The 15,677-nt window shown below is 62.4% G+C and carries 15 protein-coding genes; 5 read left to right on the top strand and 10 right to left on the bottom strand.

Features of this window, described 5'->3' with window-relative positions; translation table 11 throughout:
- Positions 1 to 33 precede the first annotated feature (33 nt).
- Genes QD280_RS02125 through QD280_RS02115 form a run of 3 tightly spaced genes read left to right on the top strand, consistent with a single transcriptional unit; the run spans position 34 to position 2,443 of the window.
- Positions 34 to 387 (top strand): DUF1904 family protein, encoded by a 354-nt coding sequence (locus QD280_RS02125; protein WP_215824197.1) that lies wholly within the window; start codon positions 34 to 36, stop codon positions 385 to 387.
- The gene (gene rarD, locus QD280_RS02120) at positions 384 to 1,334 is read left to right on the top strand and encodes an EamA family transporter RarD (protein ID WP_279838152.1); all 951 of its coding nucleotides are present in this window, start codon (positions 384 to 386) and stop codon (positions 1,332 to 1,334) included. Before QD280_RS02125 ends, rarD begins: the two co-directional genes overlap by 4 nt.
- 47 nt (positions 1,335 to 1,381) lie before the next feature.
- A complete protein-coding gene (locus tag QD280_RS02115) occupies positions 1,382 to 2,443 on the top strand; it encodes a YihY/virulence factor BrkB family protein (protein ID WP_279838151.1) in 1,062 nt (353 codons plus the stop codon).
- A gap of 174 nt (positions 2,444 to 2,617) precedes the next feature.
- On the opposite strand, the gene QD280_RS02110 is transcribed toward QD280_RS02115, so the two are convergent.
- Complete coding sequence (locus tag QD280_RS02110; protein WP_175089859.1) at positions 2,618 to 3,049, bottom strand: OsmC family protein; 432 nt, start codon at positions 3,047 to 3,049, stop codon at positions 2,618 to 2,620.
- A gap of 421 nt (positions 3,050 to 3,470) precedes the next feature.
- Between QD280_RS02110 and QD280_RS02105 the strand changes: the two genes are divergently transcribed.
- Together QD280_RS02105 and QD280_RS02100 are read left to right on the top strand one after the other, a co-directional pair.
- Positions 3,471 to 3,956, top strand: coding sequence for a hypothetical protein (locus tag QD280_RS02105; RefSeq protein ID WP_279838150.1), 486 nt, complete (start codon positions 3,471 to 3,473; stop codon positions 3,954 to 3,956).
- Between the two features lie 399 nt (positions 3,957 to 4,355).
- Complete coding sequence (locus QD280_RS02100; RefSeq protein ID WP_279838149.1) at positions 4,356 to 5,519, top strand: NADH:flavin oxidoreductase; 1,164 nt, start codon at positions 4,356 to 4,358, stop codon at positions 5,517 to 5,519.
- Positions 5,520 to 5,632: 113 nt separating this feature from the next.
- Here the strand turns inward: QD280_RS02100 and QD280_RS02095 are convergent, their stop codons facing one another.
- From QD280_RS02095 to QD280_RS02055, 9 genes are all read right to left on the bottom strand, one after another.
- A complete protein-coding gene (locus tag QD280_RS02095) occupies positions 5,633 to 6,799 on the bottom strand; it encodes an NAD-dependent epimerase/dehydratase family protein (protein WP_279838148.1) in 1,167 nt (388 codons plus the stop codon).
- Positions 6,800 to 6,801: 2 nt separating this feature from the next.
- Positions 6,802 to 8,586 (bottom strand): hypothetical protein, encoded by a 1,785-nt coding sequence (locus QD280_RS02090; protein WP_279838147.1) that lies wholly within the window; start codon positions 8,584 to 8,586, stop codon positions 6,802 to 6,804.
- 113 nt (positions 8,587 to 8,699) lie between these two features.
- Positions 8,700 to 10,391, bottom strand: coding sequence for a glycosyltransferase family 39 protein (locus QD280_RS02085; RefSeq protein WP_279838146.1), 1,692 nt, complete (start codon positions 10,389 to 10,391; stop codon positions 8,700 to 8,702).
- Positions 10,392 to 10,492: 101 nt separating this feature from the next.
- Complete coding sequence (locus QD280_RS02080; protein WP_279838145.1) at positions 10,493 to 10,969, bottom strand: lipid-A-disaccharide synthase N-terminal domain-containing protein; 477 nt, start codon at positions 10,967 to 10,969, stop codon at positions 10,493 to 10,495.
- The gene (locus QD280_RS02075) at positions 10,969 to 11,853 is read right to left on the bottom strand and encodes a glycosyltransferase family 2 protein (protein WP_279838144.1); all 885 of its coding nucleotides are present in this window, start codon (positions 11,851 to 11,853) and stop codon (positions 10,969 to 10,971) included. The genes QD280_RS02080 and QD280_RS02075 overlap by 1 nt, the downstream gene beginning before the upstream one ends.
- A 331-nt stretch (positions 11,854 to 12,184) precedes the next feature.
- Positions 12,185 to 13,381: a 23S rRNA (adenine(1618)-N(6))-methyltransferase RlmF gene (gene rlmF / locus QD280_RS02070; protein WP_279838143.1), complete on the bottom strand. Its 1,197-nt coding sequence runs from the start codon at positions 13,379 to 13,381 to the stop codon at positions 12,185 to 12,187.
- 86 nt (positions 13,382 to 13,467) lie between these two features.
- Positions 13,468 to 14,349, bottom strand: a complete 882-nt coding sequence (gene fhuF, locus QD280_RS02065; protein WP_279838142.1) for a siderophore-iron reductase FhuF — start codon at positions 14,347 to 14,349, stop codon at positions 13,468 to 13,470.
- Between the two features lie 141 nt (positions 14,350 to 14,490).
- Entirely contained in the window at positions 14,491 to 14,886 is a 396-nt protein-coding gene (locus tag QD280_RS02060) for a DUF393 domain-containing protein (protein WP_153635436.1), read from the bottom strand.
- Positions 14,887 to 14,955: 69 nt separating this feature from the next.
- The gene (locus QD280_RS02055; RefSeq protein ID WP_052384744.1) at positions 14,956 to 15,552 is read right to left on the bottom strand and encodes a RimK/LysX family protein; all 597 of its coding nucleotides are present in this window, start codon (positions 15,550 to 15,552) and stop codon (positions 14,956 to 14,958) included.
- Positions 15,553 to 15,677 lie beyond the last annotated feature (125 nt).

The following is a 15,677-nucleotide window of genomic DNA, read 5'->3' as shown; positions in this document are numbered from 1 at the left end:
CCCACTCCCCATCCCGACTCACAGGAGAGCTTCATGCCTCAGCTTCGCTTCCACGGTGTCACGCCTGCCCGTCTTGCCCCTGTCTCGCGCGCACTGATCGATCAGCTGAGCGAAGCGACCGCCACCGCGCGCGACGAATTCACGCTGGAATGCATCACCACCCAGTATGTGTTCGATGGTCAGCTCGTCGATGCCTTCCCCTTCGTCGAGGTGCTGTGGTTCGAACGTGGCCAGAAGGTGCGCGATCTGTGCGCCCAGTCCATCGCGCAGGCCATGAACGAGGCCGGCTACCCGGAGGCCGAAAGCTTCTTCATCGCCCTTGAACCTTCTGGCTACTACATCGCAGGCAAGCCACTGGCGCAGGATGGTTCGAGCGACTCCGCATGAGGCGGGAGCAGGCAAGTCCCTGCGCCGAGAGTCTGGCGCAGGCGCGCCGCGAGAGCGCCAAGGGCGTCGGTTTCGGACTGGGCGCCTATGTGATGTGGGGCTGTTTTCCGCTCTATTTCGCGCTGTTCGAGGGTATTCCCGCCTGGGAAGTGCTGCTGCACCGCATCCTGTGGAGCTGCGTGTTCATGGTGCTGCTGATCAGCGTCATCCGGCGCTGGTCACCGGTGCGCGCTGCCTTTGCCGAACCCCGCAAGCTGGTGCCGGTGCTGGCCTGCTCGATCCTGATCGCGCTCAACTGGGGCATCTACATCCACGCGGTGGAGGTGCATGAGGTACTGCAGGCAAGCTTGGGTTACTTCATGACGCCGCTGGTCAATGTCGGGCTCGGCATGCTGTTCCTGAAGGAGCGCCTGTCGCGCGTACAGCTGTTCGCGCTGGGGCTTGCCGTTCTCGGCCTGAGCCTGCAGCTGATCGGCCTGACGAAACTGCCGTGGATCACGCTCTCGCTGGCTGTCACCTTCGGCACCTACGGGCTGCTCAGAAAGCGCATCGCGCTGGATGGTCTGTCGGGCCTGCTGGTCGAGACGATGATGCTCGCGCCACTCGCGCTGCTGCTGATCGGCGGCCAGTGGTTCTCCGGCGAATCGCACTTCACGGCCAGCGATGTCGGCCCGCTGGGGCTTCCCGCCAGCGTGCTGATGATGTCCAGCGGCGTGCTCACCGCGCTGCCGCTGCTCGCCTTTGCCGGGGCGGCGCGTCGCCTGCGCCTCGCCACGGTCGGCTTTCTGATGTACATCAACCCGACCATGCAGTTTCTGGTCGCGCTGCTGATCTTCAAGGAAACCCTGCATCCGACGATGCTGATCACCTTCGTACTGATCTGGACCGGTCTGGCGCTCTATACCGCCTCGACGTTCTTCCAGCATCGTGCTCGGCAGCGCAGCTGATATCACCCTTGAACTGACTTCACGAACCAAAGCGAGGATGCCCAGCCATGCCAGACCCTGCTGCAGACTCCGTGAGCAGCCGCCTGTTGCGCTTTCTGCCGCGCCTGCTGGCCTTCGCCCTGCGCGTCATCGGACAGTTCATCGCCAACCGTGGCGTACTGCTGGCCGGTGGCGTCGGCTACAACATCCTGCTGTCCAGCGTGCCGCTGTTCGCCTTGCTCTGCGTGCTGCTGACGCACCTGGTGGATGAAACGCGCCTGATGAGCATCATCGCCATTCAGGTCCAGCATCTGGGACCGGGCCAGGAAGACATCCTGCTGGACGCGGTGCGCAAGCTGCTGGCCAATCGCGAGGTGATCAGCTGGATCGGCATGGGCGGCTTGCTGTTCTTCGCCGGACTGGCCTTTCGCATGCTGGAAGACGCCATCGCGCTGATCTTCCATCAGCACCCGGTGATTCGTAAGCGTAGCGCCTGGATTTCCGCCCTGCTGCCCTACGCCTTCGTGATGGTGCTGGGCGCGGGCCTGCTGGCGCTGACCCTGCTGGTGGCGCTGGCTTCGGCGATGAATGATGCCCTGACGCTGCTGACCGGCATCGAGCTGACCCTGGGCGATGCCGGCAGCGAGGTGATCTATCTGATCAGCATCGTCGGCATGTTCGGGCTGTTCAGCGCCATCTACAAGATACTGCCCCAGACCCGCGTCTCGACCCGCCGCGCGCTGGTCGGTGGCCTGGTCGCGGCCACCCTGTGGGAGCTGACGCGTCTCGCCTTGAGCTGGTACTTCACCCACCTGTCCTTCGTCGGCGCCGTCTACGGCTCGCTGGCGACGCTGATCGTGCTGCTGCTGGGATTGGAAATCGGTGCCGTGATCCTGCTGCTCGGCGCCCAGGTGATCGCCGAGCTGGAGCAGTGCTCACGCGAGAACATCCGCTGGTACCGCACGCCGGATCGCAAGCCACTGACGCGCCTGCAATCGCGCCGCAATGCCATGCAGCACGCCGGCGAGATCAGCGAGGAGGAGTTGGCAATGAACCCAGACAGGGGTTCAGACAAGGTTGCAGAAAACGGCTCAGCAAACGGTTCAGAAAGCGGCTCAGACAAGCGCTAGTACACGCGCTCGGAAAGCTCACCGCGCACACAACGAAAAAACCGCCCCGAGGGGCGGTTTTTTATGCTCACGTCGCAGAGATGATGCCTGCGGTCACGCGAGTCGCTGTCGTTGTCGTCGTGGTCGACGCCTGACGGCTATTCGCCCGCGACGAATGGGTCGCCAAGCGACGCCTCAATTAACCAGCGAGGCTTCCAGCGAGATCTCGGCGGTGAACAGCTTGGAGATCGGGCAGCCACCCTTGGCCTTCTCGGCGGTGGACTGGAAGTCTGCCTCGCTGATGCCCGGCACATCGGCCTTGGTCACCAGAGCAATCTTGGTCACGCTGAAGCCGCTGTCGTCCTTGTCCAGATGGACGGTGGCGGTGGTGTCGATGGCCTTGGGCTCATGACCCGCCTCGCCCAGCATCATCGAGAGTGCCATCGAGAAGCAGCTGGCGTGGGCCGCCCCGATCAGCTCTTCGGGATTGGTGCCGGCGCCATCTTCAAAGCGCGTATTGAAGCCGTAAGGCTGATCCTTGAGCGCACCACTTTCACTGCTGACAGTGCCTTTACCCTGCTTGACGCTACCTTCCCAATGCGCGGAACCGGTTTTCTTGATCGTCATGCCTGTCTCCTTGACCTGGGTGAACACTCAGGGCCGTTGCCCTGTCCCTCTCACATTGTCATGGCGCGTCGCGACTTCAAGGGGCGTCTGCCCTTTTGCCATCAGAAGTGTCTGATCGATCGCGTGTCGGCTGCGCCTCAATCGAGTGAGCAAGACACGCCACCCGCCCCGGCGAGAGCGCCCGTCGCCACGGCCAATTATTGAACAAGAGTTGAATTCGCGCCGCGTGCCCCGATAACTGCTCTATCGATTACCTAGCGCGCAACGCCGAGTTGCAGTCACTCACGTCACCCTCTCATGTCTGGCATCGTGCGCTCGCAAGCTGACGCAGCATTCGCCGACACCTCATACGTCGCCGGTGAATCCCTCACCCGCGCGGCTGCCGACACCGGCAGCCAGACCCGCAAGGAGTCCCCTCATCATGTTCTACAAGACCTCGACAGACATCACTGACGACAACGCCTCTCTCCATGGCCAGCGCCCCGGCCTGCACCCTGCCGCGAGCACCCGCCTGCGTCGTGGCATTGGCGCCGCCGCAGTGATGCTGGGCCTGCTAGGCCTCTCCCCGGCTCAGGCCTTCGACGAGATGAACACCGAGACAGGGACCAGCGGCGCGGCCTCTTCCCAGCATTCCTCGCAGGGCCAGCCAACGCCCAGCCACTCCAAGCGCACCGCAGACGGTGCAGCTGACAACGGCGCGCACTATCAACAGAACGAACAGCCCGAAGCACGCCAGCAAGCCAAGGACAACGCCACGCGCCAGGTACAGAAAAGCCTCGATGGCGGCGAGATCGGCAGCCAGGGCGGCCGACACGCCAACACTGGCCAGGCCAAGCCGACCGAGAACTGGTTCGGCTGCCCGCCCTCCGGCAGCAGCAAGCAGAACGCCCAGTGCGACGGCAAGTGATCGCCAGCACTGAGCACTCGCCATAGACACGATTGGCGCTGATGACGCAGGCCCCGCAACCCACGGTTGCGGGGCCTGCGTCGTTGCGCGCATATGCTTATGTGCATGGAAAGCAGCACTGCGTTGCCACTTCATGCAGCAACCCTGAATTATTTGAGAAAAAATCTCGCAAATTCAGTCAATTACATGCACAGGTTGTCAAAACGACAACACTCTCCTTCCAGCGTTCCGGCTTGTGACACCCAGGTGCGGCAGGCACGATATAGGGCATACAGATGATCCGTCGATCATTCATTCAGGCCACCGCACTGCGTCGATCTTCACCTCTTTGTGCACGCAGACGCTCGGGGCCTACGACCGGATACGACAGCGGAATGCTTTCCGCGGGAGACGTACTAGATGACAGACACCACCGCACTGTTCACCCCCCATGCCTTCGCAGGGCTGGAGCTCAGCAATCGCCTGGTGCTCGCCCCGATGACGCGTACCAGCGCGCAGGATGACGGCCAGGTGCACTTCGACATGGTCGATTACTATCGCGATTTCGCGCGGGGCAACTTCTCGCTGCTGATCACCGAAGGCATCTACACCGATGACGCCTTCAGCCAAGGCTACGCCAACCAGCCGGGGCTGGCCAACCAGGCACAGCTGGACAGCTGGCGTCCGGTGGTCGACGCCGTGCATCAACAAGGTGGCCGCCTCATCGCCCAGCTGATGCATGCCGGCGCCCAGACCCAGCACAACCGCTTCAAGGATGAGGTCGTCGCCCCCTCCGAGAGCCGCGCCAGTGGCGAGATGCTCAGCTTCTACGGTGGCTCCGGCCCCTTCCCGCTGGCCCGCGAGATCAGCGAAGCGGAAATCCATGATGCGATCGCCGGCTTTGCCACCAGCGCCCGTCGCGCCAAGGAAGCCGGCTTCGATGGTATCGAGCTGCATGGTGCCAACGGCTACCTGATCCACCAGTTCATCAGTGAGCGCTTCAATCAGCGTGACGATGCCTGGGGCGGCGACGCCATCGCGCGTCTGGCCTTCCCGCTGGCGGTCATCCGCAGCGTGCGTGAGGCGGTTGGCGCCGACTTCGCCATCGGCATTCGCCTGTCCCAGGGCACCGTGACTGAGCCGGACCTCACCTGGCAGGGCGGGCCTGACAAGGCCCGCGAGCGCTTCGCCAAGCTGATGGAGGCCGGGCTGGATTTCCTGCACCTGACCGGCAGCGATGTCGATGCTCCCGCCTTCCCCGAGGCAGACGACGAGCGCGAGCGCAGCCTCAGCCTGACCGCACTGGCAGCACAGGTGCGCAGCGAGAAGGCCGCCGAGGTGAGCCTGATCACCAATGGCAATGTCGCCAGCGTCGTGAAGGCGCAGGCCGCCCTGCACCACGCGGACCTGGTCGCCATCGGTCGCTCGGCGCTGGCCAATCATGACTGGCCCAAGCGCGTACAACGCGGCACCTGCCTCACCGAGTTCGACTTCTCGATGCTGTCGCCGCTGGCCACGCTGGCCAACGAGGAAGACTGGCGCATCGCCAATGACAAGCCTGCCAACTGCGAGGGTCGCTGCTGATAGCGGCTGACAGGCAAGATACAAAGAGCCCCGCCAGTTCACTGGCGGGGCTCTTTGCATTGGGGGCTGGCCTCTTCTCGACCTGATCTCAGATATACAGCCGCTGATCCCACTCAGGCCTTCAAGAGAGTTCCACTACTGAAGGCCAAGGCCGTCATGGCGGACATGCCGGCCTTTGTCATGCGTCCAGAATGTCCACCTACAGCGACGCCTGCTTCGTCAGGACATCCCACCCGGGGCGATTGCTCATCATCGGTTTCTCTCAGCAATGACGGATACTGCTGCGCCCACTCAGCCAACTCCTCAAGCCCTGTGGCAAGACTGACACTGGGGCGAAAGCCGGTCAGCATCTCGAGTGTCGAGGTATCTGCCCAGGTACGCTCGACATCCCCTGGCTGCATCGGCAGCAGACGCTTGCGAGCCGGGACACCCAGCGCTGCCTCGAGGCCATTGATGAAATTCCCCAATGCGATGGGCTCGCCACGCCCGAGGTTCAGGACACGCGAGGGAGCGGCATTCACTTCCTGCGTCGGCGGCAGGTGCATAAGCCGGTAGATGCCCTCCACGATATCACTGACATGGGTGAAATCACGTGCCATCTGTCCATGGTTGTAGACATCGATCACCTCGTCGGCCAGCAGCTTGCGTGCGAAACGAAGTGGCGCCATGTCCGGGCGCCCGCGGGCGCCATAAACGGTAAAGAAGCGTAGCCCTGTCACCGGTAAACCATAGAGATGCGCGTAGCTGTAAGCCATCAATTCATTTGAGCGCTTCGTGGCAGCGTACAGCGAGAGCGGGCGTACACCCGCCTGGGATTCCTGCAGAGGCTGACGGGTATCATCCCCGTAAACGGAACTGCTGGAAGCATAGAGCAAATGGCTCGGAGCCGTGTCACGACAAGCCTCAAGAAGATTGACGAAGCCGACCAGGTTGCTGTCGACATAATCAAAAGGCTGAGTGATGGAGTGGCGCACCCCAGCCTGGGCCGCCAGATTGACGACGACATCAAACTCCTCTTCCTGCATCAATGTGCGAAGCGCCTCACGTTCGACAAGATCCAGCTTGACGAAGCGAAAGCTGCCCAGCCGGCGTGCATTCCCGGGGGCAGCAACGCACTGCCCGGCAAGTGCTTCGAGACGTGTCAGGCGGTGCTGCTTCAGCGCCAACGGATAGTAGGGGTTGAGATTGTCGAGACCGACGACCTGCAGGCCTTCCTTCAAGAGTCGCTCACACAGAGCAGCACCAATGAAACCTGCAGCCCCAGTTACCAGTATTTTCATGCTCATCGTTTCTCCTGAGCGGTCATGACCAACGCCGTTGGTGCTGATGAGGGGCCGCCCAATGCCGCTGCGGGTACCGTCAATAATCGGTGGCGTCCCTGATGAAAGACCGGCGTGGCATTGGCTCCATCGTCTACTGCCGCCTGACACCAATCACGCATGCCGGCCAGAGGGCCTCGCGTGCCGGGTAGACGCAGACATTTGTCAGCCTCGATTATCAGCCAGCCATCGGAATGCGCTGTCTGCCAGGAATTCAGCTGACTCGAATCGCGCTTCAACTGCTTCAGCGGTTGGGTCAGTCGCCCCAGAAATTGCCAGGTTGCCTGATAGTCCCAGCCAACGACGGCCACCTCCTGGCCCTCCTGTTGATGGTGCTGAACCCATTGAGCCAGGGCAGCCTGATCCAGGCGCGGCCATAACGGACGCAATGTCAGGGCCAGCAAGCAGGTCACCAGCAACACGCTGCCCAGCGCCAGTCGCCGCTGAGCATTTAGCGCGCTATTGCCCAGTGACTCAGCGGCAGGTGTTTGAGCCGTGATGGAGCGTCTCGCCTCATCCACGGAAGGCCATAGCCATACCATCAAGGCCAGCAAGCTAGCTCCCGCCATGAGACACGCAAGGCTTGCGTTGCCCGAAGCCACCAGCGCTGCGTTGGTCGGCAGAAATGAGGCATCAGTCAGCCAGCCTGCGGGCATGACGATGACCGCCAACGCCAGGCTTGTCAGTCCCAGGCCACCGCTGATCATTGCCAGCAGTTTCAGCGATGTGCGAGCCGGAGGCTGGCGCAGAGCAGCCCAGGCCAGCAGCAGACTCACCGGTACCAGTAACGGCATCAGATAATGCACTTGCTTGCCGGAGATAAGTGAAAAGACCAGCAGCCCGCCCAGTGCCCAGAAGCGTCCCAGCTTCAGCAAGGGTTGCTCTGACGTTGGCCGCCGAGCAACCGAGGCCAGAAACCCCTCGATCAGCAATCGCGGGCGCAGGCTGAGCGGGAAGATCATCACCGCCAGCCACGGTAGATACCACCATGGCGGTCGAGCATGATCCTGCGCGGAGACGACGCGGTTTGCCGTCTGGCCCCAAAGCAGATCCTCGACATAGTCGGGAGGGCCAGTGATGACGGCGGGAAGCAACCAGATGCACAACACCGCGATGCTCAGCAGCAGGCTCAACACCCAACCGCGCCACTCACAGACCCACACCTCGCGGGCTTGTGCTTGCGTCCACCAGGGGCGCGAGCCGACCACCAACAGAAACCACAAGAGTGCGACCGGCCCTTTGGCCAGCAAGGACAACCCCAGCCACACACCACTCTCGAGCACGATGCTCAGGCTGAACGGCTGCCCTCCCTGTGGTGTACACCAGGGCCGCAACGCGCCCAGTAGACACGTCGTCAACAGCACATCTAACATCAAGGCCTGGCTATAGAGCACCCACATCAGACAACCGGCGAGTATCCAACGCACCATGCGTACCCAAAGTTCATGTCTCTGCCGTTCGGCATCGGCCAGGCCAGTGGCCGGCCACAGGGTGCGGGCGACACGCCCTATCTGCCAGATACCCAGCAGACTGACCAGCGGCATCACCAATCTTGGCCAGACATCATTGACTCCGAAGACCACCCATCCGGCGTGAACCAACCAGAACAACAGTACCGGCTTGTCAGCGTAGGCCGCCCCGTTCATGGTCGAGACGAACCCGCTGCCGGCATGCCACATCTCCCATGCCACCGAGACATAGCGAGTTTCATCGATGGGCAGATAGGGTCGTGCCAGCGCTGCTGACATCAGCAACACTCCCCATAGCGTCCAACATATTCGCTCGCTGGCATTCAGGTTGATCAACGAATGGGAGCCCCTTCCCACTAGGGATATCGCACATGAAAGTTGCTTCTGACACTTCATGGCTGAACCTCCGGCATCAGAGTATGGCGCTGGGGGAGTCCGATCAGCTGTGCCGCTTCATTCGAGACCGAGGTCGGCGCCAGATACATCGGCGCAGCATCGGGATTGCCCTGACATTTCACGGCCGCGCTGCCAGGTAGCAGTACCCATTGCTCATCCGGCTCATTCAATGTGATGGCCTGTGCGCCATCCAGACAGGCATGCCGCTTGAGCTTGCGGGGTGTCAACAAGACCCAGCGGTTCTGCGGGGCCTCCTTTAGCCATGCATAGAGGCGCGAGAATTGGTCTTCCTCCGGCGTCTTGTAACCGAAGTGCCACAATGGCTGGCGCGCCTGCAGGATGTATTGCTCACGAAAGTCGGGAATGGCCAATGCCTGGTAATCGCTCTTCTCGGCAACCTGCGCCATCAGTACGGCAGGATTGCGAACCGGGTCCATCAATCGTGCCCCCCAGGTGCCCCACAGACTCCAGAACACCACGAGCCAAATCCCCAAGGCCAACAAGCCGTTCCGTGGTTTCAGCCAGGTACAGAGCGCGATACCGCTGACACCCAGCAGCCCCCACCACCCCCACGGCACCACCCCCTCCTTTTCGGCAAGCGTCGTCAATCCCGGGTACCCGAAGGCACCGAGCAGTGCCGCGATCAGGAAGATGCCTGCCAATCCGGCGCAAAGTGCAAACCCCAGCCAGGAGACATGAGGCTTACGTGACAACCCCGGCAACATGGGTGCCAGGCCGATCACCAACAACGGCAGCGCCGGCAGGATATAGACTCCCCGCTTGCCTGGAGACAACGAGAAGAAGACCACCATCAATGCCGCACCCACCAGGGGCAGCCAGACTCGTAGATCGCGGCGCGAGAAGCGGCGAGCGAGTGCCTTCGGCCACGAGGGTAGCGTCAGCAGCAACGGCATCCATGCCCAGGGAATCACACTGGTCAGGAAGTAATGCCAAGGCTTCAAATGATGCCAGCTGTCGGTGTATCGCTCAGCGGTCTGCTTGAGCAGGATGTTGTCGCGATAGGCGGCAAGCTCCGAATCGCCGGACACGAAGGACATCACCAGCATCGGCCCTACCCAGAGCAGCGGAGCCGCCAGCATCCAGCAGAGTCCGATCAACAGCTCGCGTGATGCCAGCTGCCCTGCGCGACGACCACTGCTGCGCCAAGTCGATGCGTGACGCGCAGCCATCAGCCAGAAAGGCAACATCAGAAACGGCAGGAACCCGACCCCCTTGGTGAGGATGCCAAGCCCCATCGCAAAGCAGCCGAGATAGAAATAGCGCACGCCATCATTGAGCAATGCATGCCGCAACAATCCCCAGCTACCCAGCAGGATGAAAGCCGTGACCAGCATGTCGATCTGAGCCGTACGAGCCTGCAAGATGAACTGCACTGACGCGAGCAACCACTGCCCGGCAATGAAGGCTGTGTGCCGGCCATGCAGGCGGCGAATCAGATCCACGCTCAGCCCCAGAGTCGCGGCCCCGGCAACCAGCGATGGCAGGGAAAAGCCGATGCGGATATCCCCCACCAAGCCATTGGACAAGGCACTGAGCCACATGAAGATCGGCGGCTTGTCGGGATAAAGCTCTCCCGCGCGGTGTGGCAACCACCAGTCCCCCGTGATCCACATTTCGAGACCATTGAGCGCGAAGCGTGGCTCATCGGCAGGCCACGGCATGCGCATGCCAAGCCCGATGGCAGAGACAGATAGATACAACGCCCCCAGGACCCACCAGGGATGGCGGAAAAGTCTTCGGTACACACCGCCAGCTGGCGTCATTTCCTTCATGCGCCTGTCCCTTGGTGCTGAACGGGATTGGCATGAAGGTGTGCCACTTCAGTCTTGAGTCGGGCGTTTTCTATCTCCAGCGACGCGAGCCTGGCCTTCAGGGAGTCGTCAGTGCCCGATTCGCGATCATCCGTCTTGCCACAAGCGTGTTCGACGACAGTGGACTCCTGCGGCACCTGGGACGACGCTTCGCTACCAGGCGACGTGAGTGACCGGCGATCCCGCTTGATCAAGCTCAGATTACGCAGATAGATGAAAAGCCCTGCCCCCTGACCGGCAATGAATACCGGGTCCTCGCGGTGGATGGCATACGCAAGCAGCGTCATGCCACCGGCAAGCGAGAACCACCAGAAGGCACGCGGAACGATGGAACGACGTGCCTTCTCACTGGCCAGCCACTGAATGATGAAACGCGCCGAGAACAGCGCCTGGCCTCCAAAACCGACAGCGACCCACCACGGACTGACATCCATCAGCAGGCACCCCGCGCCACGTCGGCCTGGTCCGGGTTGCTGTCACCTACTGCTGCATCGTGACCGTCAGTTTGATATCTAGAGGGGGAGTCAAACAGGCTTGTTGGCGCGGATGCAGAGGGCGTCGACACGGGCGTCCCCACCAACGGCAGCGAACCATGGTCGATGGCCTCACTGGTAGCATGGCCAAAGATATTCTCGAGCGGTGACGGTAGACGTGAGCGACGCACCAGCCACATCACTCCGACGATATCGGCAATACCGACCCAGAGCCGATCGAAGAAGCCGTACTTGGACACTCCTGCCACACGTTCGCGGTGACGGACTGCCAATGACTGCACCTTGCCACCCTGAGCGCGAACCAACGCCGGCAGAAAACGGTGCATGTGATCGAAATACGGCAGCCGAAGGAAGACGTCACGACGCATGACCTTGATTCCGCAGCCGGTATCTGGCGTGTCATCGTGCAGCAGCGCTTGTCGGATGGCATTGGCCAAGCGTGATGACACACGCTTGACGGCATCATCGCGGCGTTGCGTGCGATGACCAGCTACCAGGTCGAGCTTTTCGAGCGTTGCCAGTGACAACATGTCCGGCAAGTCCGCTGGATCATTCTGGCCATCGCCATCCAGGGTCGCCAACCATCGACCGCGCGCCAGCCGGGCAGCCTGCCACAGCGAAGTACTCTGTCCGAAACTGGTGCCGTGGTGATAGGGGCGCAATCGTGCATCTTCCTGCGCAGCCTGCTTGAGCCAACTCCAACTGCCATCACTGGAACCATCATCCACCACGATGATCTCGTAGCGCTGCCCCGCAAGCGCCTCATGCACCTCGGCAATAAGGCCCGGCAAGTTGTCACGCTCATCACGAGCCGGTATCAACACCGAAACTCCTCCGCACAAGGGCCCCTCGCCCTGCGCCGAGGGGTGGTCTGGACCAGGCGATGTCATGGTGATCGCGGACTTCATGGAATAACTCCTGAGCAATGACTGGGCGTCGAGCAAGCCGGATAAATGTCAGATCCTGCAGCGATCGGAACCGGCAGGCTGCGCGTTTCTGGCAGAAAGTTTGCCCGCAAACTATTAAGGCAGGCTTAAGTGAAGCGCGGATGACAACCGCCAATGCAAGAAGCCCCCGTCGCGCTGGGCGACGGGGGCTTCAATGCAAAGACATCATTGAGTCGAAGACTCTATTGATACGGCTATGACAGACGCTTCACTTCCCTTGCCAGTGATCCCGTCCCCACTGCCGACGCTGGTCGGGCGTGAGATACGACCAGGCGACGAAGCGACTGACCTTCTGCCCCTGGGACATCTCGATCACCCTGACCTCGCTGGCGCCACTGCGCTTGAGGGCTTTCCTGATGCCGGTCAGGCTCGCCGAATGCGCGACCAGCGAGGTGAACCACAGGCACTGCGTGGCGAGGTTGCGGCTCTCCTGGATCATGCGGGTGACGAAGGCCTCTTCACCGCCCGGACACCAGAGCTCGGCCGCCTGACCCGCGAAATTCAGCGCTGGCGCGTTGCGTGCACGCCCCTTGCGTGAGGCATTGCCGCGCTGCTGGCGCGACTTGTCGAGCCCGCGCCATTTGCGCTGCGATTCCCGCGCCATATCGGCTTCACTGGCGTGGAACGGCGGATTGCACAGCACCAGATCAAAGCGCTCATCCGCACCCCAGATACCAGCGAAGTGGCGCGTGCGATCGGCCTGCAGACGCACCTCGATCTGGCCCTTGAGGCGCAGATTGGCGCTCACAATCGCGCGAGCCGAGTCGATCGCCTGCGCGCTGATATCACTGCCGACCATCTGCCAGCCAAAGCTGCGATTGCCCAGCAGGGGGTAGATGAGGTTGGCACCGGTGCCGATATCCAGCGCGCGCACGTGCTCACCCGCCGGCAGCTGACCGCCATTCGCTTCACTGATCAGGTCCGCCAGGTAATGCAGATAATCGGCGCGCCCGGGGATGGGCGGACACAGATAGCCGGCGGGAATGTCCCAGTGGGCGATGCCGTAATGGCGACTCAACAAGGCCCGATTGAGCGCCTTGACCGCCACGGGATCGGCGAAGTCGATGGACTCGCTGCCAGCGGGTGTCTTGATCACGAAGGCCGCCAGTGCCGGGCTCGCCTTGACCAGCGCGGCCATGTCATAGCGCCCACGATGCGGGTTGCGAGGGTGCAGCTGACCCTTGCGAGCCGGCGTCACCTTGATGGCAGGCGCTTTGACGGAAGGCGCCTTGTTGGAAGGCGCTTGGACGGAAGGCGCCTTGGCCGCACCAGGCTTCTCGCGCGCGGCCGGATCACGACGGTCAGCCGCGGTGCCCTGCTGACGTCTGTCAGCCGAGTCGTGTCGGGAGGATGCACCGGACTTGGCGAGGGAAGCACCGCGTGGGCGGCGCGAAGACGAGGACATGACGACATACCGGACAATGACAGGGGCCGCCATCTTACCAGAGGGCGCCGATCAACACAGACCGCTGCCGCTCAGGACGCTACCTATCAGGACAGGTCGCTACCGATCAGCGCCGCGCGCGAGTTGGCGCGCTGATCGACCCGACGCGTCTGGGCGCGACGTGCCGTGGCGCGCTCGATGCTCAGCGGACAATTGCTGCAATAGCCCAGGCACTCGATGCGATAACGCACGCAGCACACCTTGCGCGGCGTATGCCGTTCGCCATGGCGGTCCATCACGTCACTGACCGGCTGATAGAGCGGATTGCGCCGCCCGTCGGCCAGAATTCTGGTCGCCATCAGCTGACGTGCCGGCGCCGCCTGCGCGACCCAGCCCTGCTCTTCCAGCATGCCGACGATATAGACGAAGTAATGTGCCGCGTTGCTCCAGAAGACCTTGGGCCCCAGCGCAGTGTGCGGCACGAGGCGCTCGATGACGGCCTCAAGATGCGCCAGGTAGCCCTGAAAGCGCGCCTGGAGCCGCGTCGCCTCATCGGCCGACTCGATCTCCGCCGGGAGGCTTGCGCCCTGCCCCGCCGCATCATCGAGTATCAGCTGCGTGACCACGCCATGCTCGCCAAGGCGCAGCGAAAGATACCGCAGCTCCAGCGGCAGTTGATGGTCCAGCAGCAGGTTGGCCGCCAGCGGCAGCGACACCATCGAGGACAACAGGTACTTGGACCACTGGGATAGCAGCGCCTGCTCATCGGGGGCGCTGTGGGGAGAGGCGGCGTCTGCCGGGCCGGTCTCGTACTGCATGCCATGCGCGGCGATGCACGCCGCCAGCCACCCAGGGCTGAGCACATCGCGCGCCGGCACGACACGCTGAAGCGACGCCTCATCACCTGCCTGCACCTGAGCGTAGGTAGTGATCAGGTCCCGATAGGCAACCATCGGACCGGCAAAGAGCGGGGAAAGCGCGTCGATCATCGGGAAGCTCGCAGACGTGAAGAAACAAACAGTGCCTCACATACTAACGAAAACTATTAGCATTTGCATATCAAAAAAACATGATAAACCAGCAGGGCTTGCAATGGGGCTTCCAGCTCGCTGCGTCGGGCTCGCCAGCACTCACAGCCTGCCGTCCCGACACAGCCGACGACGCACCCAGGCATCGTAGACTCGCGTCAGCGCCGGCTCGATCAGCGGCCGCGTGATCAGCCACCCCAGCCAGGCAAGACCGGGGATGCGCGCAAGCAGCAGGCGATACGCCGGCATGCCCTCACGGATCTGCCCTTGCGCTGTCTCGACATGCAACGACAGCAATGCTTGCTTAAGCCCGATGCCACGAGCGGCGAGATGCTCGGCGTTATCCGTCGCATCCCACCACTCCACATTGGCGTCTTGGCGCGACAGCCGCTCGTAGCGGGCGCGTTCACGACGACACACCGGGCAGCGCGCGTCGTAGTAGATCCTGATGAGTGGCAAACCGTCACGCTGAGGTTGCTGGCTGGCGGTATCCGACATGCTGGCCTCCCTCTTGTGATGAATGTGCGCGGTGCGCGTTTCTCAATGAGCGTTCAGCGCGACATCAGATCAGGACGCCGCGCCGATGCGATCGGAATACTCCTTGTCTTCATAGCGATGCAGCGGCGCGTCCTCGGCACAGTCCGGGCTGGTCTGGAAGGTCTTGCGCACATCGAGTACGCCCAGGCTCTGGATGGTGCGGCGCCCCAGCAGCACCGGGTAATTCATGCCGTCACGATCGCGCAGACTGAACTGCTCCTCGTAGCGCTCGCCGCCCATGCACAGCGTCATCAGCACCACCGGGCGCGTATCGCGTCCGCCTGCGCCGGACACCGTCAGGTCGCGATACAGGGGGCGCTCGAAGGTGTTCTCGACCTTGTCACCCTTGGCTTCGTCCTCGACTTCCACATCGAAACGCACCCATTCCTCATCATCACGCTCGAAGGTCTCGATATTCTCGGCATGCATCGAGGAGGTCAGCGCGCCGCTATCCAGCTTGGCCTTCACCATCACACCCCACGGCTCGATGGTCGCCTTTTCCACCCAGCCGAAGACCTTGTCGTCTGCCGCCTGGGCCACGGCTGGCGCGGCGAGCGAGGCAATCAAGCCGACACCGGCGAATTGACGGGCGGCGCGCGCAAGGGATGTAGCAGCGTGTCTCGACATGGTGACTCCTGGAAAAAGTGGCGACATTGCAAGGGCAATGCCCGACATCCTTCACCATGGAGGCTTGCGCCAAGGTTAACAAGGCGTGAGAACACACCCTCGTCTGTCACCCTGTCAGGCGAAAG

This window comes from Cobetia sp. 1AS1 (assembly GCF_029846435.1).
Lineage (GTDB): Bacteria > Pseudomonadota > Gammaproteobacteria > Pseudomonadales > Halomonadaceae > Cobetia > Cobetia amphilecti.
Note: the sequence above shows the minus strand (reverse complement) of the source record. Positions and strands in the feature narration are given on the sequence as shown.

What these genes read in the sequence shown, in the direction of transcription:
- QD280_RS02125 (WP_215824197.1), top strand. Translation starts at nt 34, where the DNA reads ATGCCTCAGCTTCGCTTCCACGGTGTCACGCCTGCCCGTCTTGCCCCT.
- rarD (WP_279838152.1), top strand. Translation starts at nt 384, where the DNA reads ATGAGGCGGGAGCAGGCAAGTCCCTGCGCCGAGAGTCTGGCGCAGGCG.
- QD280_RS02115 (WP_279838151.1), top strand. Translation starts at nt 1,382, where the DNA reads ATGCCAGACCCTGCTGCAGACTCCGTGAGCAGCCGCCTGTTGCGCTTT.
- QD280_RS02110 (WP_175089859.1), bottom strand. Translation starts at nt 3,049, where the DNA reads ATGACGATCAAGAAAACCGGTTCCGCGCATTGGGAAGGTAGCGTCAAG.
- QD280_RS02105 (WP_279838150.1), top strand. Translation starts at nt 3,471, where the DNA reads ATGTTCTACAAGACCTCGACAGACATCACTGACGACAACGCCTCTCTC.
- QD280_RS02100 (WP_279838149.1), top strand. Translation starts at nt 4,356, where the DNA reads ATGACAGACACCACCGCACTGTTCACCCCCCATGCCTTCGCAGGGCTG.
- QD280_RS02095 (WP_279838148.1), bottom strand. Translation starts at nt 6,799, where the DNA reads ATGAAAATACTGGTAACTGGGGCTGCAGGTTTCATTGGTGCTGCTCTG.
- QD280_RS02090 (WP_279838147.1), bottom strand. Translation starts at nt 8,586, where the DNA reads ATGTCAGCAGCGCTGGCACGACCCTATCTGCCCATCGATGAAACTCGC.
- QD280_RS02085 (WP_279838146.1), bottom strand. Translation starts at nt 10,391, where the DNA reads ATGCGCATGCCGTGGCCTGCCGATGAGCCACGCTTCGCGCTCAATGGT.
- QD280_RS02080 (WP_279838145.1), bottom strand. Translation starts at nt 10,969, where the DNA reads ATGGATGTCAGTCCGTGGTGGGTCGCTGTCGGTTTTGGAGGCCAGGCG.
- rlmF (WP_279838143.1), bottom strand. Translation starts at nt 13,381, where the DNA reads ATGTCCTCGTCTTCGCGCCGCCCACGCGGTGCTTCCCTCGCCAAGTCC.
- fhuF (WP_279838142.1), bottom strand. Translation starts at nt 14,349, where the DNA reads ATGATCGACGCGCTTTCCCCGCTCTTTGCCGGTCCGATGGTTGCCTAT.
- QD280_RS02060 (WP_153635436.1), bottom strand. Translation starts at nt 14,886, where the DNA reads ATGTCGGATACCGCCAGCCAGCAACCTCAGCGTGACGGTTTGCCACTC.
- QD280_RS02055 (WP_052384744.1), bottom strand. Translation starts at nt 15,552, where the DNA reads ATGTCGAGACACGCTGCTACATCCCTTGCGCGCGCCGCCCGTCAATTC.